Raw genomic sequence first — 17077 nt, forward strand, 5'->3', positions numbered from 1 at the left:
TATCTGTGCGGGCAGGATGTCTATCCGGGGACTGATGTATGACTGATCCATGCGATCCAAAAACGACCGGCACGGTCTCGTTCAAATCCGTTGCCCGGATCTACGACAGCGACGATACGTCGCCCGAGGCGCACCGCGACCTCGCGGACACGGCCGAGAGCCGGATCCTCCACGCGGCCCTTGCCGTTCCAAAAGGGCGGCATGCCGATATCTTCGACCGGCTGGAGATCGTGGTGCCGGACCTTGCACCGGGAGAGGACGCGGCAGTAGTCTCTGCCATCCGCGAACATTTCCTGCGCCGGGCCGGCGAGGTCAGGGACCAGACCCGGCTCACGGTCAGGACCGGCCTGCGGGAATGCCGGCTCACGGTCGCGGTCTGCGTTCCCTCGTTTATCGGGATCGGGATCTGTTCGCAGTTCAAGGGCGACCCGCTCATTGAAATTCTTGCAAACGTGCTTGTGATCTTCTGCTGGGTCACGATCTGGCAGCCGTTCCAGTCCCTTGTCTTCGACCGCTGGACACAGAAGGTGACCGCACAGATCTACCAGAAGATAGCAGGGATGCCCATCGAAGTCCGGGCCGGATAAAAAAAGAAAAAAAAATTACGCGGAAATTATCCTTCCTTCTTTTCCTTTTCTTCCGTCTTTTCCCGCCCCTTCCACATTGCGGCAATGATGGTCGCAAAGATCGAGACAAGGGCAAGCATCGAGACCGCGATGATCGCGTACACGATCAGGGCGAAATTGTCTTTTACGATCGGAAGATTCCCCACGAAGTACCCGACCGAGAGGAAAAGCCCCGTCCAGAGCACGCCGCCGAGTGCATTGTAGCCTAAAAACCATGAGTACCGCATCCGTCCGACACCGGCCAGGAACGGCGCGAAGGTCCGGATAAACGGCATGAACCGGGCGATAACAATCGTAAACCCGCCGTACTTCTCGAAGTAGCGGTGGGTCTCGTCGATGTGCTCCTGCTTGACCGGGCAGTACTTCCACTTGAGCAGTTTCATCTCGAAGGTGTAGCCGATCCAGTAGTTGCAGGTGTCGCCGAGAATGGCCGCGAGCATCAGCGTCACGAGCAGAATCCAGATGTTGAGCAGGCCGGCCGCTGCCAGGGCTCCCGCGATAAAGAGGAGCGAGTCGCCCGGCAGGTACGGCGTGATGACAAGCCCGGTCTCCAAAAATATGATGAGGAAGAGGATGACGTACGTCCAGAGCCCGTACTGCTGGAGGATGATGGGGAGGTACTTGTCGAAATGTAAAATAACGTCGATGATATTGAACGGGAGGTCCATGTACCGGATCTATTGGAACGGGCGCGATAAATGGCTTGGGGCACGAAAAAAAGGTTCACTCTTTTTTGAGTGAGTGTATTTTAATGAGCCCTGCGCAGGATTTGCAGGTATAATACTCGTCCTTCCAGCACGAATCGCAGGCCCAGCGCCCGCAGAGCACGCACTGGCGGAGCCCCGAGATCGGGTGGGGCGTGTTGCAGAGGTCGCACATATACTGCGCGAAGCTGCCGGGATCTTTTACCGGCGGCTCGCCCTGCTTCTTCATCACCGGGATCTCGGCTTTTAACTCCCCGAGGATCGAAGGCTCCTTACTTTTTGGCGCTTTTGCCGGCCAGTTCTTTTTCCAGAGTGTCAAGGCGTGCCTCCAGGGACGACAGCGCGGTCTGCATGCCGGCCTGCGAATTTTTCAAATCCGCAAGCCGGGCCTCTTCCTGCCCGAGCGCCGGCTCTTTATCCTCGGTATATTTGCCGAGCCGGGAGTGGGAGACGAGTTCCCATTCCTGCACCATACTCTCGAAACGCCGGTCAAGGTACTCGTCCACCCGGCTCTCCACCGGGCTCGAAAGGGAGACGTTCCCCTTCTGGCCTTTGAAATAATAATAGACGAGGAAGATGAGGGCACAGAGGATCAGGACGAGGAGAATGAACGTAAAGAGATCCATAATTTAGCGCCTCCCCTTAAGGACCGCTGCACGGCGTTCGAGCTCCGAGAGTTTCTCTGCTGCGGACTTGTCGAATGCCTTCTGCCGCGGGATCTCCTCTTCGATCGCTGCAAGCCGCCGGGTATAGTCCCCGAGATCGGGCTTTGTGGCAAGGTCCCACTCCTCCATGATCGCCGCCATGCGCCGGTCAACGTAGGCGTCCATGTACCGGTCCATGCCGATCATGATGACTTCTCCAGGGTTGATACGAGTTCGTCGAGCTTTTCGGTCCGTGCCTCGAGTGCAGCCCGTTCCGCATAGATCCCGGAGATCGCGCTTGTCACGCGTTCGAGGCGCTTGTCGAGGCGCACGAGATCGGACTCGGTCACCAGATCCCATTCCTCGATGATCGCAGAGAAGCGGCGGTCGAAGTAGGCATCGAGCGACTTGTCGAACGTGGGCACGCGGGACTCGATCGCCCCGGGGATCTCCGCGAACCGGTCCCAGAACGATCCGTCCGTGCTGTTCATCTCACCGTTTTTTAAAATTACCTCGCTCATCTCATTTCACCTTCTTTTCCTGTGTCGAGAGATTCTCAAGCATCCCGTCGAGCTTCTTTGCCTTCACGATATCTTCGAGCTTGGTGAGGCGCTTGTCAAGGAGGTTCTCCTTTGCAAAGTTATTGGTCTCGATGGTTCGGATCTCGTCCTCCACGCTCCGGATCTCCGCGATCTGCTCGGGCGAGAACCGGGTGAACGGGAAGAACTTTGCCGCCTCGTGTTGCTGGAGCAGCTTGAGCTTGTCCTTTTCCAGGTCGAGCTCAACCTTGCGGTTGGCAGTCTTCATGAGCCGGACCTCGCGGATCATGAGAAAGATCACGATCATGCCGAGGATGATGAAGATCCCGATAAAGACCATGTCGGAGATCCCGGAGAAGACCGGGACAGTCGCTGCTGCGGCTTCCTCTGCGGCCATTTCAGAGCTCGTCTCCTTTGCCGGTCGCGTCCTTGATCGTCTTCTTCACTTTTTTGGTGGTGTCCTCTGCTGCCTTGCTGATACTTGCCGAGGCCTGCCCGGTCTGCTTCTTGACCTCGGTCCCGACCTTTTTGGCCTGTTCGGAAACGGTGGTCTTTGCATCTGTGGCGGCTTTCGAGAGCTTCTCATTTAAGGGCACGGTCCTTTTCACGGAAACCTTGTCGCCATCAGCAAGGCCGAGCGCTGCAAGATCTTCGGCGCTGACGCGCACCTGTCCCTCAGGAACCTGGGTGTCGGCAATGACCGTTACCGTCACGGTCTTTTTGGTGGCTGCATTCACCAGGTCTACGTGTTCGCCGTCCTTGATCTGCAACCCGGTAAGATGCGCGACATTGATCCGCACCCGCCCGAGGCTCGGGAACGCCCGCTTTTTTGCAATGAGAATAACATCCTGCATAGACGAGTAACGACCGTAAAAGAGTAAATATCTTTCTGACGCAGAGACGGGTGGCGCAGCCCCCCTTTTTAAATAAAAGGCTGTTTAATGTGCCTTGGGCGCCAATACCATCCGGAAAACAAACGGACTTCTGATTGTTATGAAACACCAGTGCGATGAACCGGTCTCCCAGATGCATGTCCGGGCCGGCATGACGGTCGGCGAACTTGTCGAGGCAATGGGCAAAGCCGGCGCATACAACGGCGGCTCGCTGTACCATGCAGCACACATCTACGAGCAGATGTTAAACGACAAGGAGACAACGAAATTCTTCGGGCTTGCCGGGGCAATGGTCCCGGCCGGCATGGGCGGGATCGTCTCCGACCTTATCCGCGACGGTCACATCGACATCCTCGTCTCGACCGGCGCCAACCTCACCCACGATATCATCGAGGCGATCGGCTGCCACCATTTCCACGGCACTGCGTTCTGTAACGACGTCGAGCTCCGGCACGACGAGATCAACCGGATCTACGATGTCTATCTCCCAAACGAAGCTTTCGAGCACTTCGAGGAGTTCATGCAGAAGGTGTACGGCGAACTCGAACCGGGCAGCAAGATCTCGATCTCCGGGCTCCTCCGGCACATCGGCCTGCACTTAAAGACCGGTATCCTCGCAACCGCTGCACAGAAAGGGATCCCGGTGTACTGCCCGGCCATCCAGGACTCGATGGTCGGCCTCCAGTACTGGCTCTTCTCGCAGACCAACAAGGTGACGGTCGATGCCTTTGCCGATATGCCGGCGCTCCTTGACACCTGCTTTACCACCAAAAAAGCCGGGGCCCTCCTTGTCGGCGGCGGCGTGCCGAAAAACTTCATCCTCCAGAGCATGCTCATGACCCCGAACGGGTTCACCTACGCGATCCAGCTGACCGGCGACCGGCCGGACCTTGGCGGGCTCTCGGGCGCAACCCTGGACGAAGCCCGCTCGTGGGGCAAGATCACCGAGGAGGCGCAGGCCGTGACCGTGTACGGCGACGCCACCATCACGCTGCCGGTCCTTGTGGCGGCAGTCCGGGAGCGGTTAAGCCATGCCTGAACTGATCCTCGCGCTGGACGTAACGGAAAAGAAAAAGGCGCTCGAAATTGCGCACGCCTGCGCACCGTACCTCGACGCGATCAAGATCGGCTATCCCCTTGCCCTCTCGGCCGGGCTCTCGATTGCCAGCGAACTGGGAAAAGAGGGCCTCCCGCTGATCGCGGACTTCAAGGTCGCCGATATCCCCAACACGAACACGCTCATCTGCGACCAGGTTTTCGAGGCAGGATTCTCCGGCATCATCTGCCAGGGATTCTGCGGCATGGACTCGGTCAAGGCCTGCGTTGCCTCGGCCCGGGCCCACAAGGGCGCCTGCTACGTGGTAGCGGAGATGAGCCACCCGGGCGGGAAAGAATTTTTCACCGGCGGGATCCCGGAACAGATCGCGGCAAACGCCGTGATCGCGGGAGCCGACGGGATCATTGCCCCGGCAACCCGGCCGGACCGGGTCAGGGTCCTGCGGGGCTTTGTGGGCAAAAAGAAGATCCTCTCGCCCGGTATCGGAACGCAGGGGGGGGACGCGGACGCAGTCGCCACCCTTGTGGACGGCATCATCGTGGGCCGCTCGATCTACGAAGCCAAAGACCCGGCCGCTGCCGCGCAGTCCTATGCGCACCTCCGCCGGGATAAAAAACAATAATCCTGCCGTTTTTAATGCGCCGATTGCCCGGTGCGCGCAAGAGCGTACCGGAAATCAAATATTACCTTCAGGGCACGGCCTGAAAATTTATTAACAGGCTGCGAGATGTAGTAGTATGGATTGGAGTGCAGAGCAGCGGAAATTATCGGAAAAATACGGCAAACTTGAAGATATTCCCGAAATGGAGCGGAAATACAAGTGCCACACCTGCCACATGATCGTGGACCAGAACCCGTGCCCGAACTGCGGCGAGACGAAACTGGAGATCATGTGCCCGCTCGACAACTGCCACTGCAGCCACGATATGGTCTCGGGGATCGAGTACTGCCCGCTCTGCGGTAAACCGGTCTGCCCCGAATGCGGTTCCCACGATGTCGTCCAGATCAGCCGGGTGACCGGCTACCTCCAGGACGTCTCCGGCTGGAACGCGGGAAAACAGCAGGAACTCAAAGACCGGACCAGATACTCCGTTGCATGAGATATTTTTATTCAAAGGATACCCTTTTTGTCCGCGGGGCGTTCCGTGCCGCAAGCACCGGTATTGCCGGCGGGATCCGGGACACTCACGCGATCTTTAACCATACCGTGCCGGCCGACTGGTCGCATGACGAGCCGGAAAAAGAGATCGCCCGTATCGGCGCCATGGCCGGCTACGGGCCGGATGTTCTTGGCCTGCTCACCGCGGTCCCGATGCACACGCTCTGCGTGCTCCAGTACGATTTTATCACGGTTTTTATAACGGCCGGGATGCGGGAGCACCCGCCCAAAGGAGCCGGGACCATCAATATCATCGTATGCAGCAGCGAGGGGATGGCCGATTCGGCTCTGCTCGAAACGATCATGGTCGCGACCGAGGCAAAGGCCGAGGCGATGATCGCACTCGGGCGGGACGCCGGGACCCCGACCGATGCCGTGGTCGCTGCCTGCGAGGGAGAAGTCGTGCACCGGTACGCCGGCCGGATCGCGGAGCCGGGCCGGCGGGTCCGGGACGCGGTCTTAAAGGGTGTGCCCGGGGCCCTGCGCCGGTACGAGAGCGGTGCCGCTGGCGAACCGGCCTTTTTCATCTACAGCCGGTTCAAGGGCGAGCACTGGGTCGAATGGTCGCCCGTCAACTGCCCGTACTATCCCTGCCATTTCGCGGGCCAGCGGTGCGATTTCTGTTACTGCCCGTTCTACCCGTGCAAAGACGAGACGCTCGGCGCATGGGCCGAGAGCTCGTCGAACGGGAAGGTCTGGAACTGTTCGGGCTGCACGCTGCTCCACGAGCCCGCGGTCGCGGACTATGTGAAGAAAAATCCCGATGCCCCGCTTAAGGAAATAAAAAAACTCGCGGGAAAAAAGAACGGGGCCCGGTAGGGCACCGGAATATTTTAGGGAAGATTTTTGCCCGGCGGGACGGCAACCACGTACACGCGGTTCTGCATTCCCGGCGGGAAATAATGGGCATCGAACCACATGCCGTCGAACTGCCCGTAGTTCGCATACGTAACCCCGTCCACCCGGTCGTCGGCGCAGTCCGCGGAATCGGCAAAGCTGATCACATCGTCCCAGATCGTGTCCGTGCCCCGGGTATCGTAGCCGGTCACCACGACCCAGTGGCCGCCCCAGTTGATCCACTCTACCATCGTGGGGATCCCGGCGTCCAGGTTACTGCGGAGCATCTGGTACGTCCCGCCCGTGCCCCAGGTTGCGTTCCACCCCCGGCTCTTAAACCACGAGACGATCTGTACCGGGGTCGTGCCGTTCTTTGAGGTATTCATCTCGCGGGCAACCGCGATCTCTTCTGCATCGGTGTTCGGGAGCGGCATGCCGTAGTACGAGAGCACGGTCATGGACGCGACCGGCCCGCAGGTGTAGTTCGTGACCTGCTGCCGGTAGCTCTTGAGAGGGATGACCGTGAGGTGGTCGTTTGATTTCAGGGTATCGAAGTCGATCCCGGTATAATACCGTGGAGCGGGAAGCGACGGGTTGTCGAGGCCGTAGGTGATATTGCCGGAAACGGTTGTGTCACCACGGTGCCGGTACTCCCCGAGAAATTCCGCTGCCCCGAAAAGAACAAGGATCAGGATCGCAAGAACGATCAGTGCACGCCGGGTTTTTTCCATGAGTATCTCACTTCCGGCGCATTGGGCGCCGGAGGTAATGAAAGCAGCCGGTTTCGATCGCATGCCCGAACCGTACCGGTACCGGCCATGAACCTTCGGCAGGGAACGGAAACGGACAAAAACCTTTCCGGGGTGCGGGAACGGGACGAAAAAAGAGAGATTATTCCTTGATCCCGAGTGCCTTTAAGAGCTCGGGGAGGGGAATGCCGTGGGCCTCGGCGGCTTCGCGGATGGTCTCGCCGCGGGCGATCGCACAGCCGACACAGCCCATGCCGAACTTGAAAAGGGCCTCGGTTGCCTCGGGTTTTGCCTGGAGAAGATCGTAGATCGTAGAGTCTGCGGTTAATTCAGCCATACTACACTTAGTTCATGTGCCGGCTCATAAACCTCACCATCCCGGAGTTTCATTTCGGTAAGCATCAATACTTTCGCGGCGCACGCTGTCTGCTATATAACAAAACGCAATGCGACAGTACGTTTGGAGATGTACGAATGGATTATTCCGAAGTCACTGACAGAATCTCCCGAAAGTTCTCTAAGTCCGGCCATGAGATCGACCGGCAGAAAGTCGAAGGCAAACTGCGCAGGCTCATCGAGGAGTTCGGCGTCCAGCCGGCCGAGGCCGAGCGCAGCGTGACAAACGAGCTCAACAAGGAGTTCGGTATTGCTCCTGTCGCGGGAGCCGGGGCTGTTACCCCGGGCGGCGGGGCTACCGAGGAAAAGAAGGTTGCAGCAATCCAGTCAGGCGACTGGGTGACCTTAACCGGGAAAGTGGTTTCCCTCTCTGCGCCCGTATCGCCGGCAATTGCCCAGAACGGGATCATTGCCGACGAGTCGGGCGGGATACGGTTTGTGGTCTGGGCAAAGAGCAATGCCCCGAAGATGGAGGAGGGAAAGTGGTACAAACTCGAATCCGCGGTTGCGGACGAGTACAAGGGCGTCACCAACCTCAAGGTCCACTCGGGCACGACCATTACAGCAGTTGATACCACCGAACCGCTCATCCCGGCGCCGGTGCCGGTCAAGGACCTAAAGCCCGGCGTTGCGAGTGTCCGGGCAAAGGTGGTGCAGGAATGGGATACGACCCATGACCGGATGCTCCAGTCGGGGCTTCTGGGCGACGAGACCGGCACGATCAAGTTCGTGATCTGGAAGGAGCAGGGCAAGGAGAAACTCGTGCCCGGTTCGGTGTACTCGATCTTCTATGCACAGGCCGACGAGTTCAACGAGCGGCTCTCGCTCAACATCACCGGCGCAACGATCATGCAGGAGGAAGGCGATATCCAGACTGCGGGCGGGTCCGGCGATGCCGAGGTCCGCGGCGCTATCGTCCACATTGCGCCGGGCTCCGGCATCATCAAGCGCTGCCCGGTGGCGGGCTGCAACCGGGCCCTCTCCCGGCAGAACTACTGCCCGATCCACGAGATCCAGAACGATTTTGCCTACGATCTGCGGATCAAGGGCTGGCTGGATGACGGCGAGAAGACGCACAACCTGCTTTTGAAGCGCGATACGGTCGAGGCCCTCACGGGCATGACGCTCGACCAGGCAAAAGAGATCGCGGAGAACAATCCGCTCGGGATGGACGAAGTATTCCTCCAGATGCGGGAGAAAGTGCTCGGCCGGTACGTGACCTGCAAGGGCCGCGAGATCGAGAACCGGCTGCTCGCTAACTCCTGCGAGAAAGTAGCATTCGATTCATCGGAGCACACGAAGCTGCTCAACCGGGCCGGGGGTGCGTAAATGAGCGCGAACCCCTCGGAAATGGGCGGCGGCCGGCGCGAAGGCAGCTTCGAGCGCGAGCCCGCACGCCGGGTCTTTGCCGCAGAGCTCCGCGAGTGCCGGTACCAGTTCAAGGACGGCACCGATGAGAAGAGCCCGACGTTTGTGCTCTTACCCACGGGCGAGCGCAGTAACCGGATCTTCATTGTCGGGACGCTGACCGAGAAGACCCGGCAAGGCGAGCAGAACGTCTTTTACCGGGGCCGGGTGATCGACCCGACCGGTACGTTCTTTGTGATGGCGGGAAGCTACCAGCCCGAGGCCATGCAGCAACTGGCAAAGATCGAGGCCCCGGCCTTTGTCGCAGTCATAGGAAAGCCGAACCTGTACCAGAAGCCGGACGGTTCGTATCTCGTCTCCGTCCGGGTCGAATCGATCACGGTCGTGGACAAGGACACCCGGGATCTCTGGACGCTCGATGCGGCCGAAAGAACCCTCGACCGGCTCGATGCGCTCAGGGAGGGCACGAGCCCGGACATCGTCAAGGCAAAAGAGCAGTACCCCATTGTAGACCCGGTCGTGTACCGGAAGATGGTGTACGATGCGCTGGCGCAGATTAAGATGTAAAATTTTTTGAAGCAAACGTTTCTCATATTGACGGAGACAGATCTTTGTAAAAAAATAAAATCCCGATCAAAATATCCTGATTTTGATAGTTAAGTTTTTTTAAAGTCTTTGATCATTATAAAAAAATTGGATTAATCAATCTTTATTTTGTATATCCTGCTGTGCCAATTCGGTAAGCATTTGAGAATTAAATTGGATCCATTCTTCCGATTCATATTCGTTGTGTAACTGATCGGTAACAAATCCCTTTAATTCTAAAACTTCACCCACAAGATTTTTTTTGTTTAGAATTATTTTATCCCCAATAAGTTCGAGAACCTCCCAAAGCTCTTTACGATCATTTTGTGCATTTCCTGGATTTACAATGGATGCCATAAAGGGCTTTATTTTCGGCATTACTATCTCCGTAACGGGAAGATCTAGAGTATAACTCAAATTATTTAATGTAGGATTTTTATTTGCCGGTTTTTTTGGTTTGGGTGGAAGATCATATGGAGGTTCTTCATCAAAGTCAATAATAATCCCATTTTTTGTTTTTACACCACATTTATCCAAATAGATTGTCTTTCCACCGGTGTTTACAATTGATACCTCAAAAAAATGAAATTTGTCTTTTTCAATAAATTTCAAATCTACTATAGCGTCCGTTCGATTCTCATACCGACCAATAATAAAACTAATTACGACAAGAACAAGCGTAATCACAGAAATGCTTGCAACAATATTTCCAGTGTAGTAAAAAATGCATATAAAAAGAATAAGTGAGACAATAATCGAGCCTATTATTTGAAGCAGGTATTTTGGTATTGAATGCTTTCCATTTAGAGAGAAATTACAAATTTTCTTTCGTGCAACTTTCATATTTTCAGCAATACTTTTCAGATCCATAACCAACGAGAATTATGTGAGTCTCAATATAAATTCCGGTGGTCCCGGGGTGTGAAAGTAAAAACGATTCCTCCCGCCGCCCCCGAAGGGACGCCCCCGCGGCGGGCCGAACGGTGATCTCAGTAACTCCCCGCCCAGCGAGGCCCCGACGAGGCGGCCGAGCGACCCCCGTCAGGGGGTGGGATCCCTCGTTTTGATCCATGGATAGATAGACTCAGTACCTACTCTTTTCCCTCCCAATCCGGGTCCAATCCGGCCCCCGATTCCCCGTTTCCGGACAGTCAATACAGTCTCCAGTGGAAACCGTGTCCACGCTCATAGAAAAATCCAATATAATCGCGTATTTTCAAAAAATAGCCGTTTTAATCGGGATTAGACCGTGCAATTTAGCGGGCTTCCTGCGGCCGCGAAAACCGGGATCGATAGATTGGTCATCCGGCCCTGAGATCGGCCGCGGGAAGGGCATTATGGGCCGTTTCCCGGAAAAGCGACATTTGCGGTTTTCCGGGGAATCGGGACGCAGAATACGGCGCAATCCTGACCTCTCCCTTCTCCCCGGGAAAAGACCGGACCGGGACAAGCCCTGATAATCGGATTCCTCATCGGTTCCCGGGAAAATGAAGGTGTCTTCAGATCTCCCGGTCGCAGACCACAGCAGCCGCCCCGGTATCCGGGTACGTCATGATAACCATGAGCCGGACAGGAACCGTGCTGTTTCCCGCCGCATCGATCCCCGATATCGTTGCTGTTGCCCCTTCACGGTACGCGAGACCCGCCGGGGGATCGATCGTATCGGCCCGGCCCGATGCATTTATTGAATCCTGGCTTCCCACCTGAACTCCGCCAAGCGTTATGCGTTCAACGTACGGGGCGGTCACAAACGTTGCCCGCAGGTCCGGGTGCATAACAAGAGAGATTGAGTCCGGTCCCGTGCGGGTTGCGACCACGTTATCATTGAACAGATATCCTGCCGGCTGGCCCCAGACAAGACCGGCACTTGTCCCGGCATAGAGACCCAAAGGCGGCAGGATCACGATCGCAAGAAAAATGGCCGCCATGATCCCGTGGATTTTTAATTTTGCCGGATTCTTGTGCAGTCCACCGGCCGTTCCCGGGTCCGGCCCGTGCGCAGACCGGGGCTCGCGGAATTCCGCACAGACTGCCGGGAGGATCACCGATGCCCCGAAAATTCCCATCCATTGCGCAGAGCTCAGCAGGAATGCCGAGGTCCCGGTCAGGATCTCAAGGAACGTGATAATTCCAAAAAATACCAGAGCCGTCACAATCCCGGAGATCATGCCGGCAATCCAGAGCCATGAACGGTCTGCCGCACCGGACCGTTCGCCCACCAAAAGACCGGCAAGCGCTAGGGCCACGGAGAAGTACAGGATCAGATGAAGCCCGTAATACCCGGAAAACCAGCGGGCCTCCGGGAGCAGAACCTGCCACAGCCACGTGAGGAAAAGGTAGCCTGCCGCGAGAGCCGCACCGCTGATGCAGCCGAAGATGAGCGTTTGCCGTACGGGTAGCCGCAATTTTTGTTCCGTATCCATATGCCTCTTTAAAGATCCCGGGCGGGAGAGTGGAAATAATTACCGGCCTGTACCGGTGGCCCCTCCCGATACAGAATTCCGTCAAGCAGCCGCACCGGCCAATCCGTAAAGAACCGGCCCATAACGAATATAATATCCCGGGCCAACGTTAGCCTGACCACGTTTCACTCACGGGTTGGGACGGATAAACACGAAAAAAACCATAACCACCACGGGTATCCACCTCCTGCTTGCCGCACTCCTGGTAATTTTTGCCGGCTGCATCGCAGACAAGCCGCAGGCAAACATAACGCCGGCCTCGTCCGCAGCAAATACCACCACTTCCCAAACGCCGGGAACCGTAACAAGCCCGGTCCAGGCAACGATAACGCCAACGCTCACCGCAACGCCATCGCCAGCCGCCAACATCGCCTCGTTCTCGGACCACGGATCTTTTAACGTCCTGCGGGGCAAATCGTTCACGATCACCGGCACCATGCCCGATAAAACGATGACGACCGTGCAGGTCTGGCTGCTGAACGGCAGCATCTCCACCGTGCTCGTGCCGGTACAACCTGACGGGACCTTCTCGGTAACGCTCGATGCCGGCACAACCGCGGCCCTTGGCAGGAATTTTACTTCGGCAATCATCGCCCAGTACCCGGCCCCGCCCGATCGTTTCGCGGTAAACTACGACCCGGCCTCCGGGCAGATCACCGGGTCAGCGGTCCCGGACAGGATCCTCAAAGGAGTAAACGATAAACAGTACTATCCCACAACACAGCAGGATTACCTCTGCCAGGCGATCGACTCCCCTGGCACGAACAACTCGTGCACCGTGACATTCTTAAACGGAGTCGATGCCTGGCTCGACATTGCGCCCATCCTGCCGGGGCCGCCCGGGACCATGACCGTCTCCGGCACCACCAGCCTGCCGGCCGGGACACCGCTTTCCATCGATGTCATCACGGTCAACACGCACCCGACAACTCGGGAATATGACAGTTCTCACGAGATCGCAGGAGGGACCGCTGTCGTTACCGCGGGGACGGACGGGACCAACCATTATTCCGGCACGGTCAACACGTCCCTGCTTAACACCGGCAGGTATTCTGTCAGAGTATCGACGGGTGATGATAACCTTCAGGCCGATGCAAGCACGTATGCGGACATTATCGCACCCACTTCCACAACGTCCTGCACCAAAAACGAGATCAACTGGTCGGAGCTCGCCCTTCCCGCACTCCAGGTAAACGGGAGCCTCCAGCCGGTCCTCCTTGCCGGGGAAATCAAAATTGTTCCGCCCGGGAATTCGACGCAGAACAACGAGGTGCCGTACGGCACGATCATCGACTGCGGAGCGGGCGGGATCTGCCGGGTGTTCGATTCGTCCGGTATACAGTTCCTCACAGCATACGATTCAAACGAGATGCACCAGATGGAAGTCCCAAACGGCGCGATGATCGACTCTGCATCCGGGGGCAATGCTACCGTCATCAGCCTGAACGGGACCGTGGTTTTGACAAAGATCAATGAATGCGCAAACGGGAACTGACTTTTTTTACCGGTCGGGATCCTCTTTTCCCGGTGAAATTTTTATTTTTCGGCATTGAAAAAAAGTCACTTCATGGTGACCTGGCACTGCCGGCCCATAAAAACCCTGCCGTAAATGCAGGACCCCCCACAGGGTCGCATGGTGCATTTTTGTAAAACAGGCCCGGAAAATATCGCTGCCCGAGCCAGTTTTCCGACGTAAATTTCCCGGCCGCACCGGATCCATCAAAAACACTTTTGCACCATGCGGCCCTCTCATGCCACCCGGACCCGGGCACCGGGCAACAACCTCTTCACCTTGTACCACCCAATCAGAATTACCTGGAACCTGTCATGCCCCGCCAGAAAAAAGTCCCCGCCCCGTACCTCGCGACCGGCTTTCGCAATGTGGACGGCACGGGCGACAGCTCGGCCTGCACCCGCTGCCTCGACCTCCTCTCCGACATCCCGTTCTTTTCCTCAGTCAAGCAGGAGAGCTTCCGGATCGTTGCAGCAGGAAAGCCGCCGCTCGTGCTCGACGCCGGCTGCGGCGCGGGAAAAGATCTCGCGGCACTTGCCGGGCTCCTGCCAAAAAAAAGCCGGGTCGTGGGTTTTGACGCGAGCGAAGCGCTCCTTACAACCGCTGCGGAACGGACCGCACCCTGTCGGGACCGGTGCGATCTGGTCCGCGGCGATCTCCTCCGGCTCCCGTTTGCCACCGGCACGTTCGGCGCCTGCCGGATCGACCGGGTCCTCCAGCACATCCACAACCCGGCTCACGTGGTAGAAGAGCTCGTCAGGGTGCTCGCCCCGGGCGGCACGCTCGTTGCCTTCGACAATGACTGGGACACGCTCTCGATCAGCCTGGGAGATGAGGATAAATCGGCCCGGATCACCCGGTCGTGGAGCGACAGCTTCGCTTCGGGCCGGGTGGGAAAAGACCTTGCCGGGATCTTCCGGGACGCCGGCCTTGCCCGGGTTTCGGCCGAGCCGCGGACGCTTGACCTTCCCGACCTTTCGCTCGCGGAAAAAGTCTTCGATCTCCCGTCGCTCTTTTCCCGGATGCGGGATGCCGGGATCTTCTCCGACAAAAAGATCGCGGCAATCCGGGAGGAACTTTCCGGCCAGGCCCGGGCCGGCACGTTCACATCAGGTTATACCGGCTGGCTGGTCATGGGAAAGAAACCGGAGTAACCGGCGAGCCTGGTTTCCGTGAACCCTTTCGGGTATGCTGCTGCACGGGCGATAAAAAGAGAGTTATTGGATTTTTAAGGAATTTCGTCCCCGGGATCCGGTATGAGAGGATATTATCCACGGATCCTGATAGTACGGTCCTGTTGTCCCGCATGTCCTGTTGCTGGAGGAACCATCAACGGTAGTGACCACTGTGCATCGGGGTTTTTACGTAGGGGGTCATCGCCCGTCTGTTCCCGTATCAGTGTATCTTTTTCGTTAAAGCGCACTTGTTGCCTTTACCTATCTTCTATGACTTGCTTCAACCAAATCCCAGAATCTCCGGGTCTGACGTTCTCAAATCCATTAACCATTACCTCCCGTTCCTGCAAAGATTCGCCCTAAAAAAATTCGTCCCCGGTGCCTTTGTGAGGTAAAGACAGATATGCGTGGAATTACGGCAGTCCTGTCCGGATCATAATAGATCCTGCATGACACGGATACCTGGGGTGGGCAGGGATTATTGTATCACGTCGAAACTATAACCCGGGGGACTATCGTTTGTGGCTATCGGGGCCTCTGCCGGATAAATTTTCAGTGTGGCTGAATGAGATTCCCCCTCACTTTTTTCGGGTCTGGCGTTTTTTAGGGTTCTTTGTGCTTTTTGGAGATTATCAGCTACATTCCATCACCGCCCGTAGCCGGTCCCGCACGGGGAAATTCACGAATGCCGTAGCATCTGCTGAAAATTTTCATGATCCTGCCCTCCCGGTTTTTTTATACCATTTTGTCATGCCTGGCGTTCTTCAATGGTCTTTAGGATCCCTGCAATATCCCGGACATGGTTTTGACAATGCCTGCAATCAGGTTGTTTGAGGTACCCCAGATCCCGCTGGATCCTGGCGATCTCGTGTGAGGTGACAAGATACCACCTGGTAGGCAGAGTCCTGTCGGGCACTTCCCGGTTCGTATCATGACGGGTCATAGTTACCACCGTCCGAATTTTGTGCAACCAGCCGGGACAAATACCGGTACACCCAGGTAAAGGCAAAGAGTCCCCCGGCTATTTCCCCGGCCACCAGGCCCCACCAGATCCCGGTCTCGCCCATACCAAAGATGAACGTGAACAGGTATGCAAAGAGAATGGCAAACACCAGGCTTCGCAGGATCGTCAGGAACAGCGAGGTTGGCCCTTTTCCCACACCCTGGAGGACGGAAGACGAGATAAGTCCCAGCGGCACAAAGGGATAGAACAGGCACATCACCTGGATAAATGCAGCAATGGTCGGATAGAGATGCACCCCTTCCTGAGAATACGAGAATATCGCAGCGATCTGGTAGGCAAATACCCAGGTGATCGCGCTTACGCAGAGTGCCATCAGGACCCCGAACAGGATCGCGAACCGGTGAGTTTCCCGGATCCGGTCAATATGCCGGGCCCCGTACGCTGCACCGACTACCGAAACAACTGCGGTTCCGGTCGCAACGACCGGGACGATCCCAAACGATACGACCCGAAAGCCGACCGAAAAGACTGCAACCGCATCGGTGTTTGCTACGAGAACCAGCATCAGGTTAAGGACAATGCTTAAGATCGACAACGCAAGATATTCGACACTGGCCGGAATCCCGACGGTCAGGATGTCCTGTGCCGCACTCCGGCACGGTGCAAAGATCCGCCAGGAGAGGCAGACGTACAGGTTTCTTTTGACAAAGAACCAGTACAGGAGAACCACGGTAACGGCTGCAAGGGAGATGACCGTTCCCCAGGCAGCGCCTGCAATCCCGAGGCCCAGGCCGTAGATGAGGATCGGGTCGAGGATAATATTCAGGATGGATGCTGCGATCATGGCGTACATCGTCCTTCTGGCATCGCCCTCCGCCCGCAGGATCCCATACGCAGCGTTGACAAAGATGATAAAAAACGTGCCGCCGAAGATGACCTGCCCGTACGATGCAGCAAGACCCGCAGTTGTCCCGGCACCAAACAGGATCGCGATGGGCTCTGCAAAAATAACAAGGGGGATCGTGAGGACGAGGGAAATAAAGACCGCAATAACAATCCCGTGAAGGGCAGTATTGCTCGCACCGTTCCGATCGCCGGCACCGATCTTCCGGGCAATCGCCGAAGTCGCACCTGCCCCTATACCTGTGCCCAGGCCGAGAAGGATCATAAACATGGGGCTTATGAACCCGACTGCTGCAAGAGCATCGGAGCCAAGCCCTGCAACCCAGATTGCGTTTACCACGTTGTAACTGGACATCAGGAGCATGGCGATGATCAGCGGTGCTGACAGGCTGATGATCGCTTTTTTCGGATTGCCGGTCAGGATCCCGACGCCTTCGGTCGTGCCCGTGGCGCATCCCGTGACGGGATCGTTTTTTTTATGTTGAAAAAAGGAGGTGAACATA

The 17077-nt window shown here is 56.9% G+C and carries 21 protein-coding genes; 9 read left to right on the forward strand and 12 right to left on the reverse strand.

Annotated elements, in window-relative coordinates; translation table 11 throughout:
• The first annotated feature begins 38 nt into the window (after positions 1–38).
• Positions 39–587 (forward strand): hypothetical protein, encoded by a 549-nt coding sequence (locus tag BP758_RS10995; protein ID WP_292370929.1) that lies wholly within the window; start codon positions 39–41, stop codon positions 585–587.
• A 26-nt stretch (positions 588–613) separates the two neighbouring features.
• Here BP758_RS10995 and BP758_RS11000 read toward each other — a convergent pair whose 3' ends face one another.
• From BP758_RS11000 to BP758_RS11030, 7 genes are read right to left on the reverse strand one after another with little or no spacing between them, the layout of a single operon-like run.
• The gene (locus tag BP758_RS11000; RefSeq protein WP_292370930.1) at positions 614–1294 is read right to left on the reverse strand and encodes a VTT domain-containing protein; all 681 of its coding nucleotides are present in this window, start codon (positions 1292–1294) and stop codon (positions 614–616) included.
• A 55-nt stretch (positions 1295–1349) separates the two neighbouring features.
• Positions 1350–1649, reverse strand: a complete 300-nt coding sequence (locus tag BP758_RS11005) for a hypothetical protein (RefSeq protein WP_292370931.1) — start codon at positions 1647–1649, stop codon at positions 1350–1352.
• The gene (locus BP758_RS11010; protein ID WP_292370932.1) at positions 1603–1956 is read right to left on the reverse strand and encodes a hypothetical protein; all 354 of its coding nucleotides are present in this window, start codon (positions 1954–1956) and stop codon (positions 1603–1605) included. Before BP758_RS11010 ends, BP758_RS11005 begins: the two co-directional genes overlap by 47 nt.
• 3 nt (positions 1957–1959) lie before the next feature.
• A complete protein-coding gene (locus BP758_RS11015) occupies positions 1960–2181 on the reverse strand; it encodes a hypothetical protein (protein ID WP_292370933.1) in 222 nt (73 codons plus the stop codon).
• The gene (locus tag BP758_RS11020) at positions 2178–2495 is read right to left on the reverse strand and encodes a hypothetical protein (RefSeq protein WP_292370934.1); all 318 of its coding nucleotides are present in this window, start codon (positions 2493–2495) and stop codon (positions 2178–2180) included. The genes BP758_RS11015 and BP758_RS11020 overlap by 4 nt, the downstream gene beginning before the upstream one ends.
• 1 nt (position 2496) lies before the next feature.
• Complete coding sequence (locus BP758_RS11025) at positions 2497–2910, reverse strand: hypothetical protein (protein ID WP_292370935.1); 414 nt, start codon at positions 2908–2910, stop codon at positions 2497–2499.
• Position 2911: 1 nt separating this feature from the next.
• On the reverse strand, positions 2912–3367 hold the full coding sequence (locus BP758_RS11030; protein WP_292370936.1) for a hypothetical protein: 456 nt from the start codon (positions 3365–3367) through the stop codon (positions 2912–2914).
• Positions 3368–3506: 139 nt separating this feature from the next.
• Between BP758_RS11030 and BP758_RS11035 the strand changes: the two genes are divergently transcribed.
• The 4 genes from BP758_RS11035 to BP758_RS11050 all read left to right on the forward strand — a co-directional run bounded on the left by BP758_RS11035 (position 3507) and on the right by BP758_RS11050 (position 6441).
• Entirely contained in the window at positions 3507–4445 is a 939-nt protein-coding gene (locus BP758_RS11035) for a deoxyhypusine synthase (RefSeq protein WP_292370937.1), read from the forward strand.
• Positions 4438–5085, forward strand: a complete 648-nt coding sequence (pyrF, locus tag BP758_RS11040) for an orotidine-5'-phosphate decarboxylase (protein ID WP_292370938.1) — start codon at positions 4438–4440, stop codon at positions 5083–5085. Before BP758_RS11035 ends, pyrF begins: the two co-directional genes overlap by 8 nt.
• Before the next feature lie 115 nt (positions 5086–5200).
• On the forward strand, positions 5201–5563 hold the full coding sequence (gene nrdD, locus BP758_RS11045) for an anaerobic ribonucleoside-triphosphate reductase (protein WP_292370939.1): 363 nt from the start codon (positions 5201–5203) through the stop codon (positions 5561–5563).
• A complete protein-coding gene (locus BP758_RS11050) occupies positions 5560–6441 on the forward strand; it encodes an adenosylcobinamide amidohydrolase (RefSeq protein WP_292370940.1) in 882 nt (293 codons plus the stop codon). The genes nrdD and BP758_RS11050 overlap by 4 nt, the downstream gene beginning before the upstream one ends.
• A 14-nt stretch (positions 6442–6455) precedes the next feature.
• Here BP758_RS11050 and BP758_RS11055 read toward each other — a convergent pair whose 3' ends face one another.
• Positions 6456–7190 carry a C39 family peptidase gene (locus tag BP758_RS11055; RefSeq protein ID WP_292370941.1) on the reverse strand — a complete coding sequence of 245 codons (735 nt, stop codon included), beginning with the start codon at positions 7188–7190 and terminating at the stop codon, positions 6456–6458.
• 160 nt (positions 7191–7350) lie between these two features.
• Positions 7351–7545 (reverse strand): DUF1858 domain-containing protein, encoded by a 195-nt coding sequence (locus tag BP758_RS11060; RefSeq protein ID WP_292370942.1) that lies wholly within the window; start codon positions 7543–7545, stop codon positions 7351–7353.
• Between the two features lie 137 nt (positions 7546–7682).
• On the opposite strand from BP758_RS11060, the gene BP758_RS11065 reads away from it, so the two are divergent.
• Both BP758_RS11065 and BP758_RS11070 read left to right on the forward strand, forming a co-directional pair.
• Positions 7683–8933 (forward strand): nucleotide-binding protein, encoded by a 1251-nt coding sequence (locus BP758_RS11065; RefSeq protein WP_292370943.1) that lies wholly within the window; start codon positions 7683–7685, stop codon positions 8931–8933.
• Positions 8934–9539 carry an RPA family protein gene (locus BP758_RS11070; protein WP_292370944.1) on the forward strand — a complete coding sequence of 202 codons (606 nt, stop codon included), beginning with the start codon at positions 8934–8936 and terminating at the stop codon, positions 9537–9539.
• A 135-nt stretch (positions 9540–9674) separates the two neighbouring features.
• Here BP758_RS11070 and BP758_RS11075 read toward each other — a convergent pair whose 3' ends face one another.
• Both BP758_RS11075 and BP758_RS11080 read right to left on the reverse strand, forming a co-directional pair.
• Positions 9675–10427 carry a hypothetical protein gene (locus BP758_RS11075; RefSeq protein WP_292370945.1) on the reverse strand — a complete coding sequence of 251 codons (753 nt, stop codon included), beginning with the start codon at positions 10425–10427 and terminating at the stop codon, positions 9675–9677.
• 629 nt (positions 10428–11056) lie between these two features.
• Positions 11057–11980, reverse strand: coding sequence for a hypothetical protein (locus BP758_RS11080; RefSeq protein ID WP_292370946.1), 924 nt, complete (start codon positions 11978–11980; stop codon positions 11057–11059).
• A gap of 175 nt (positions 11981–12155) precedes the next feature.
• Here BP758_RS11080 and BP758_RS11085 point away from each other — a divergent pair, with 175 nt between their 5' ends.
• Both BP758_RS11085 and BP758_RS11090 read left to right on the forward strand, forming a co-directional pair.
• A complete protein-coding gene (locus tag BP758_RS11085; protein WP_292370947.1) occupies positions 12156–13514 on the forward strand; it encodes a hypothetical protein in 1359 nt (452 codons plus the stop codon).
• Between the two features lie 332 nt (positions 13515–13846).
• Positions 13847–14686: a methyltransferase domain-containing protein gene (locus BP758_RS11090; RefSeq protein ID WP_292370948.1), complete on the forward strand. Its 840-nt coding sequence runs from the start codon at positions 13847–13849 to the stop codon at positions 14684–14686.
• 950 nt (positions 14687–15636) lie between these two features.
• Here BP758_RS11090 and BP758_RS11095 read toward each other — a convergent pair.
• Positions 15637–17076, reverse strand: a complete 1440-nt coding sequence (locus BP758_RS11095; RefSeq protein ID WP_292370949.1) for an MATE family efflux transporter — start codon at positions 17074–17076, stop codon at positions 15637–15639.
• Position 17077: the final 1 nt, after the last annotated feature.

Origin of the sequence: Methanoregula sp. UBA64 (assembly GCF_002502735.1) — an archaeon.
Lineage (GTDB): Archaea > Halobacteriota > Methanomicrobia > Methanomicrobiales > Methanospirillaceae > Methanoregula.

Bases quoted from the DNA above. Each gene is read 5' to 3' on its own strand.
- BP758_RS10995 (WP_292370929.1), top strand. From the start codon at position 39: ATGACTGATCCATGCGATCCAAAAACGACCGGCACGGTCTCGTTCAAA.
- BP758_RS11000 (WP_292370930.1), bottom strand. From the start codon at position 1,294: ATGGACCTCCCGTTCAATATCATCGACGTTATTTTACATTTCGACAAG.
- BP758_RS11010 (WP_292370932.1), bottom strand. From the start codon at position 1,956: ATGGATCTCTTTACGTTCATTCTCCTCGTCCTGATCCTCTGTGCCCTC.
- BP758_RS11015 (WP_292370933.1), bottom strand. From the start codon at position 2,181: ATGATCGGCATGGACCGGTACATGGACGCCTACGTTGACCGGCGCATG.
- BP758_RS11020 (WP_292370934.1), bottom strand. From the start codon at position 2,495: ATGAGCGAGGTAATTTTAAAAAACGGTGAGATGAACAGCACGGACGGA.
- BP758_RS11025 (WP_292370935.1), bottom strand. From the start codon at position 2,910: ATGGCCGCAGAGGAAGCCGCAGCAGCGACTGTCCCGGTCTTCTCCGGG.
- BP758_RS11030 (WP_292370936.1), bottom strand. From the start codon at position 3,367: ATGCAGGATGTTATTCTCATTGCAAAAAAGCGGGCGTTCCCGAGCCTC.
- BP758_RS11035 (WP_292370937.1), top strand. From the start codon at position 3,507: ATGAAACACCAGTGCGATGAACCGGTCTCCCAGATGCATGTCCGGGCC.
- pyrF (WP_292370938.1), top strand. From the start codon at position 4,438: ATGCCTGAACTGATCCTCGCGCTGGACGTAACGGAAAAGAAAAAGGCG.
- nrdD (WP_292370939.1), top strand. From the start codon at position 5,201: ATGGATTGGAGTGCAGAGCAGCGGAAATTATCGGAAAAATACGGCAAA.
- BP758_RS11050 (WP_292370940.1), top strand. From the start codon at position 5,560: ATGAGATATTTTTATTCAAAGGATACCCTTTTTGTCCGCGGGGCGTTC.
- BP758_RS11055 (WP_292370941.1), bottom strand. From the start codon at position 7,190: ATGGAAAAAACCCGGCGTGCACTGATCGTTCTTGCGATCCTGATCCTT.
- BP758_RS11060 (WP_292370942.1), bottom strand. From the start codon at position 7,545: ATGGCTGAATTAACCGCAGACTCTACGATCTACGATCTTCTCCAGGCA.
- BP758_RS11065 (WP_292370943.1), top strand. From the start codon at position 7,683: ATGGATTATTCCGAAGTCACTGACAGAATCTCCCGAAAGTTCTCTAAG.
- BP758_RS11070 (WP_292370944.1), top strand. From the start codon at position 8,934: ATGAGCGCGAACCCCTCGGAAATGGGCGGCGGCCGGCGCGAAGGCAGC.
- BP758_RS11075 (WP_292370945.1), bottom strand. From the start codon at position 10,427: ATGGATCTGAAAAGTATTGCTGAAAATATGAAAGTTGCACGAAAGAAA.
- BP758_RS11080 (WP_292370946.1), bottom strand. From the start codon at position 11,980: ATGGATACGGAACAAAAATTGCGGCTACCCGTACGGCAAACGCTCATC.
- BP758_RS11090 (WP_292370948.1), top strand. From the start codon at position 13,847: ATGCCCCGCCAGAAAAAAGTCCCCGCCCCGTACCTCGCGACCGGCTTT.
- BP758_RS11095 (WP_292370949.1), bottom strand. From the start codon at position 17,076: ATGTTCACCTCCTTTTTTCAACATAAAAAAAACGATCCCGTCACGGGA.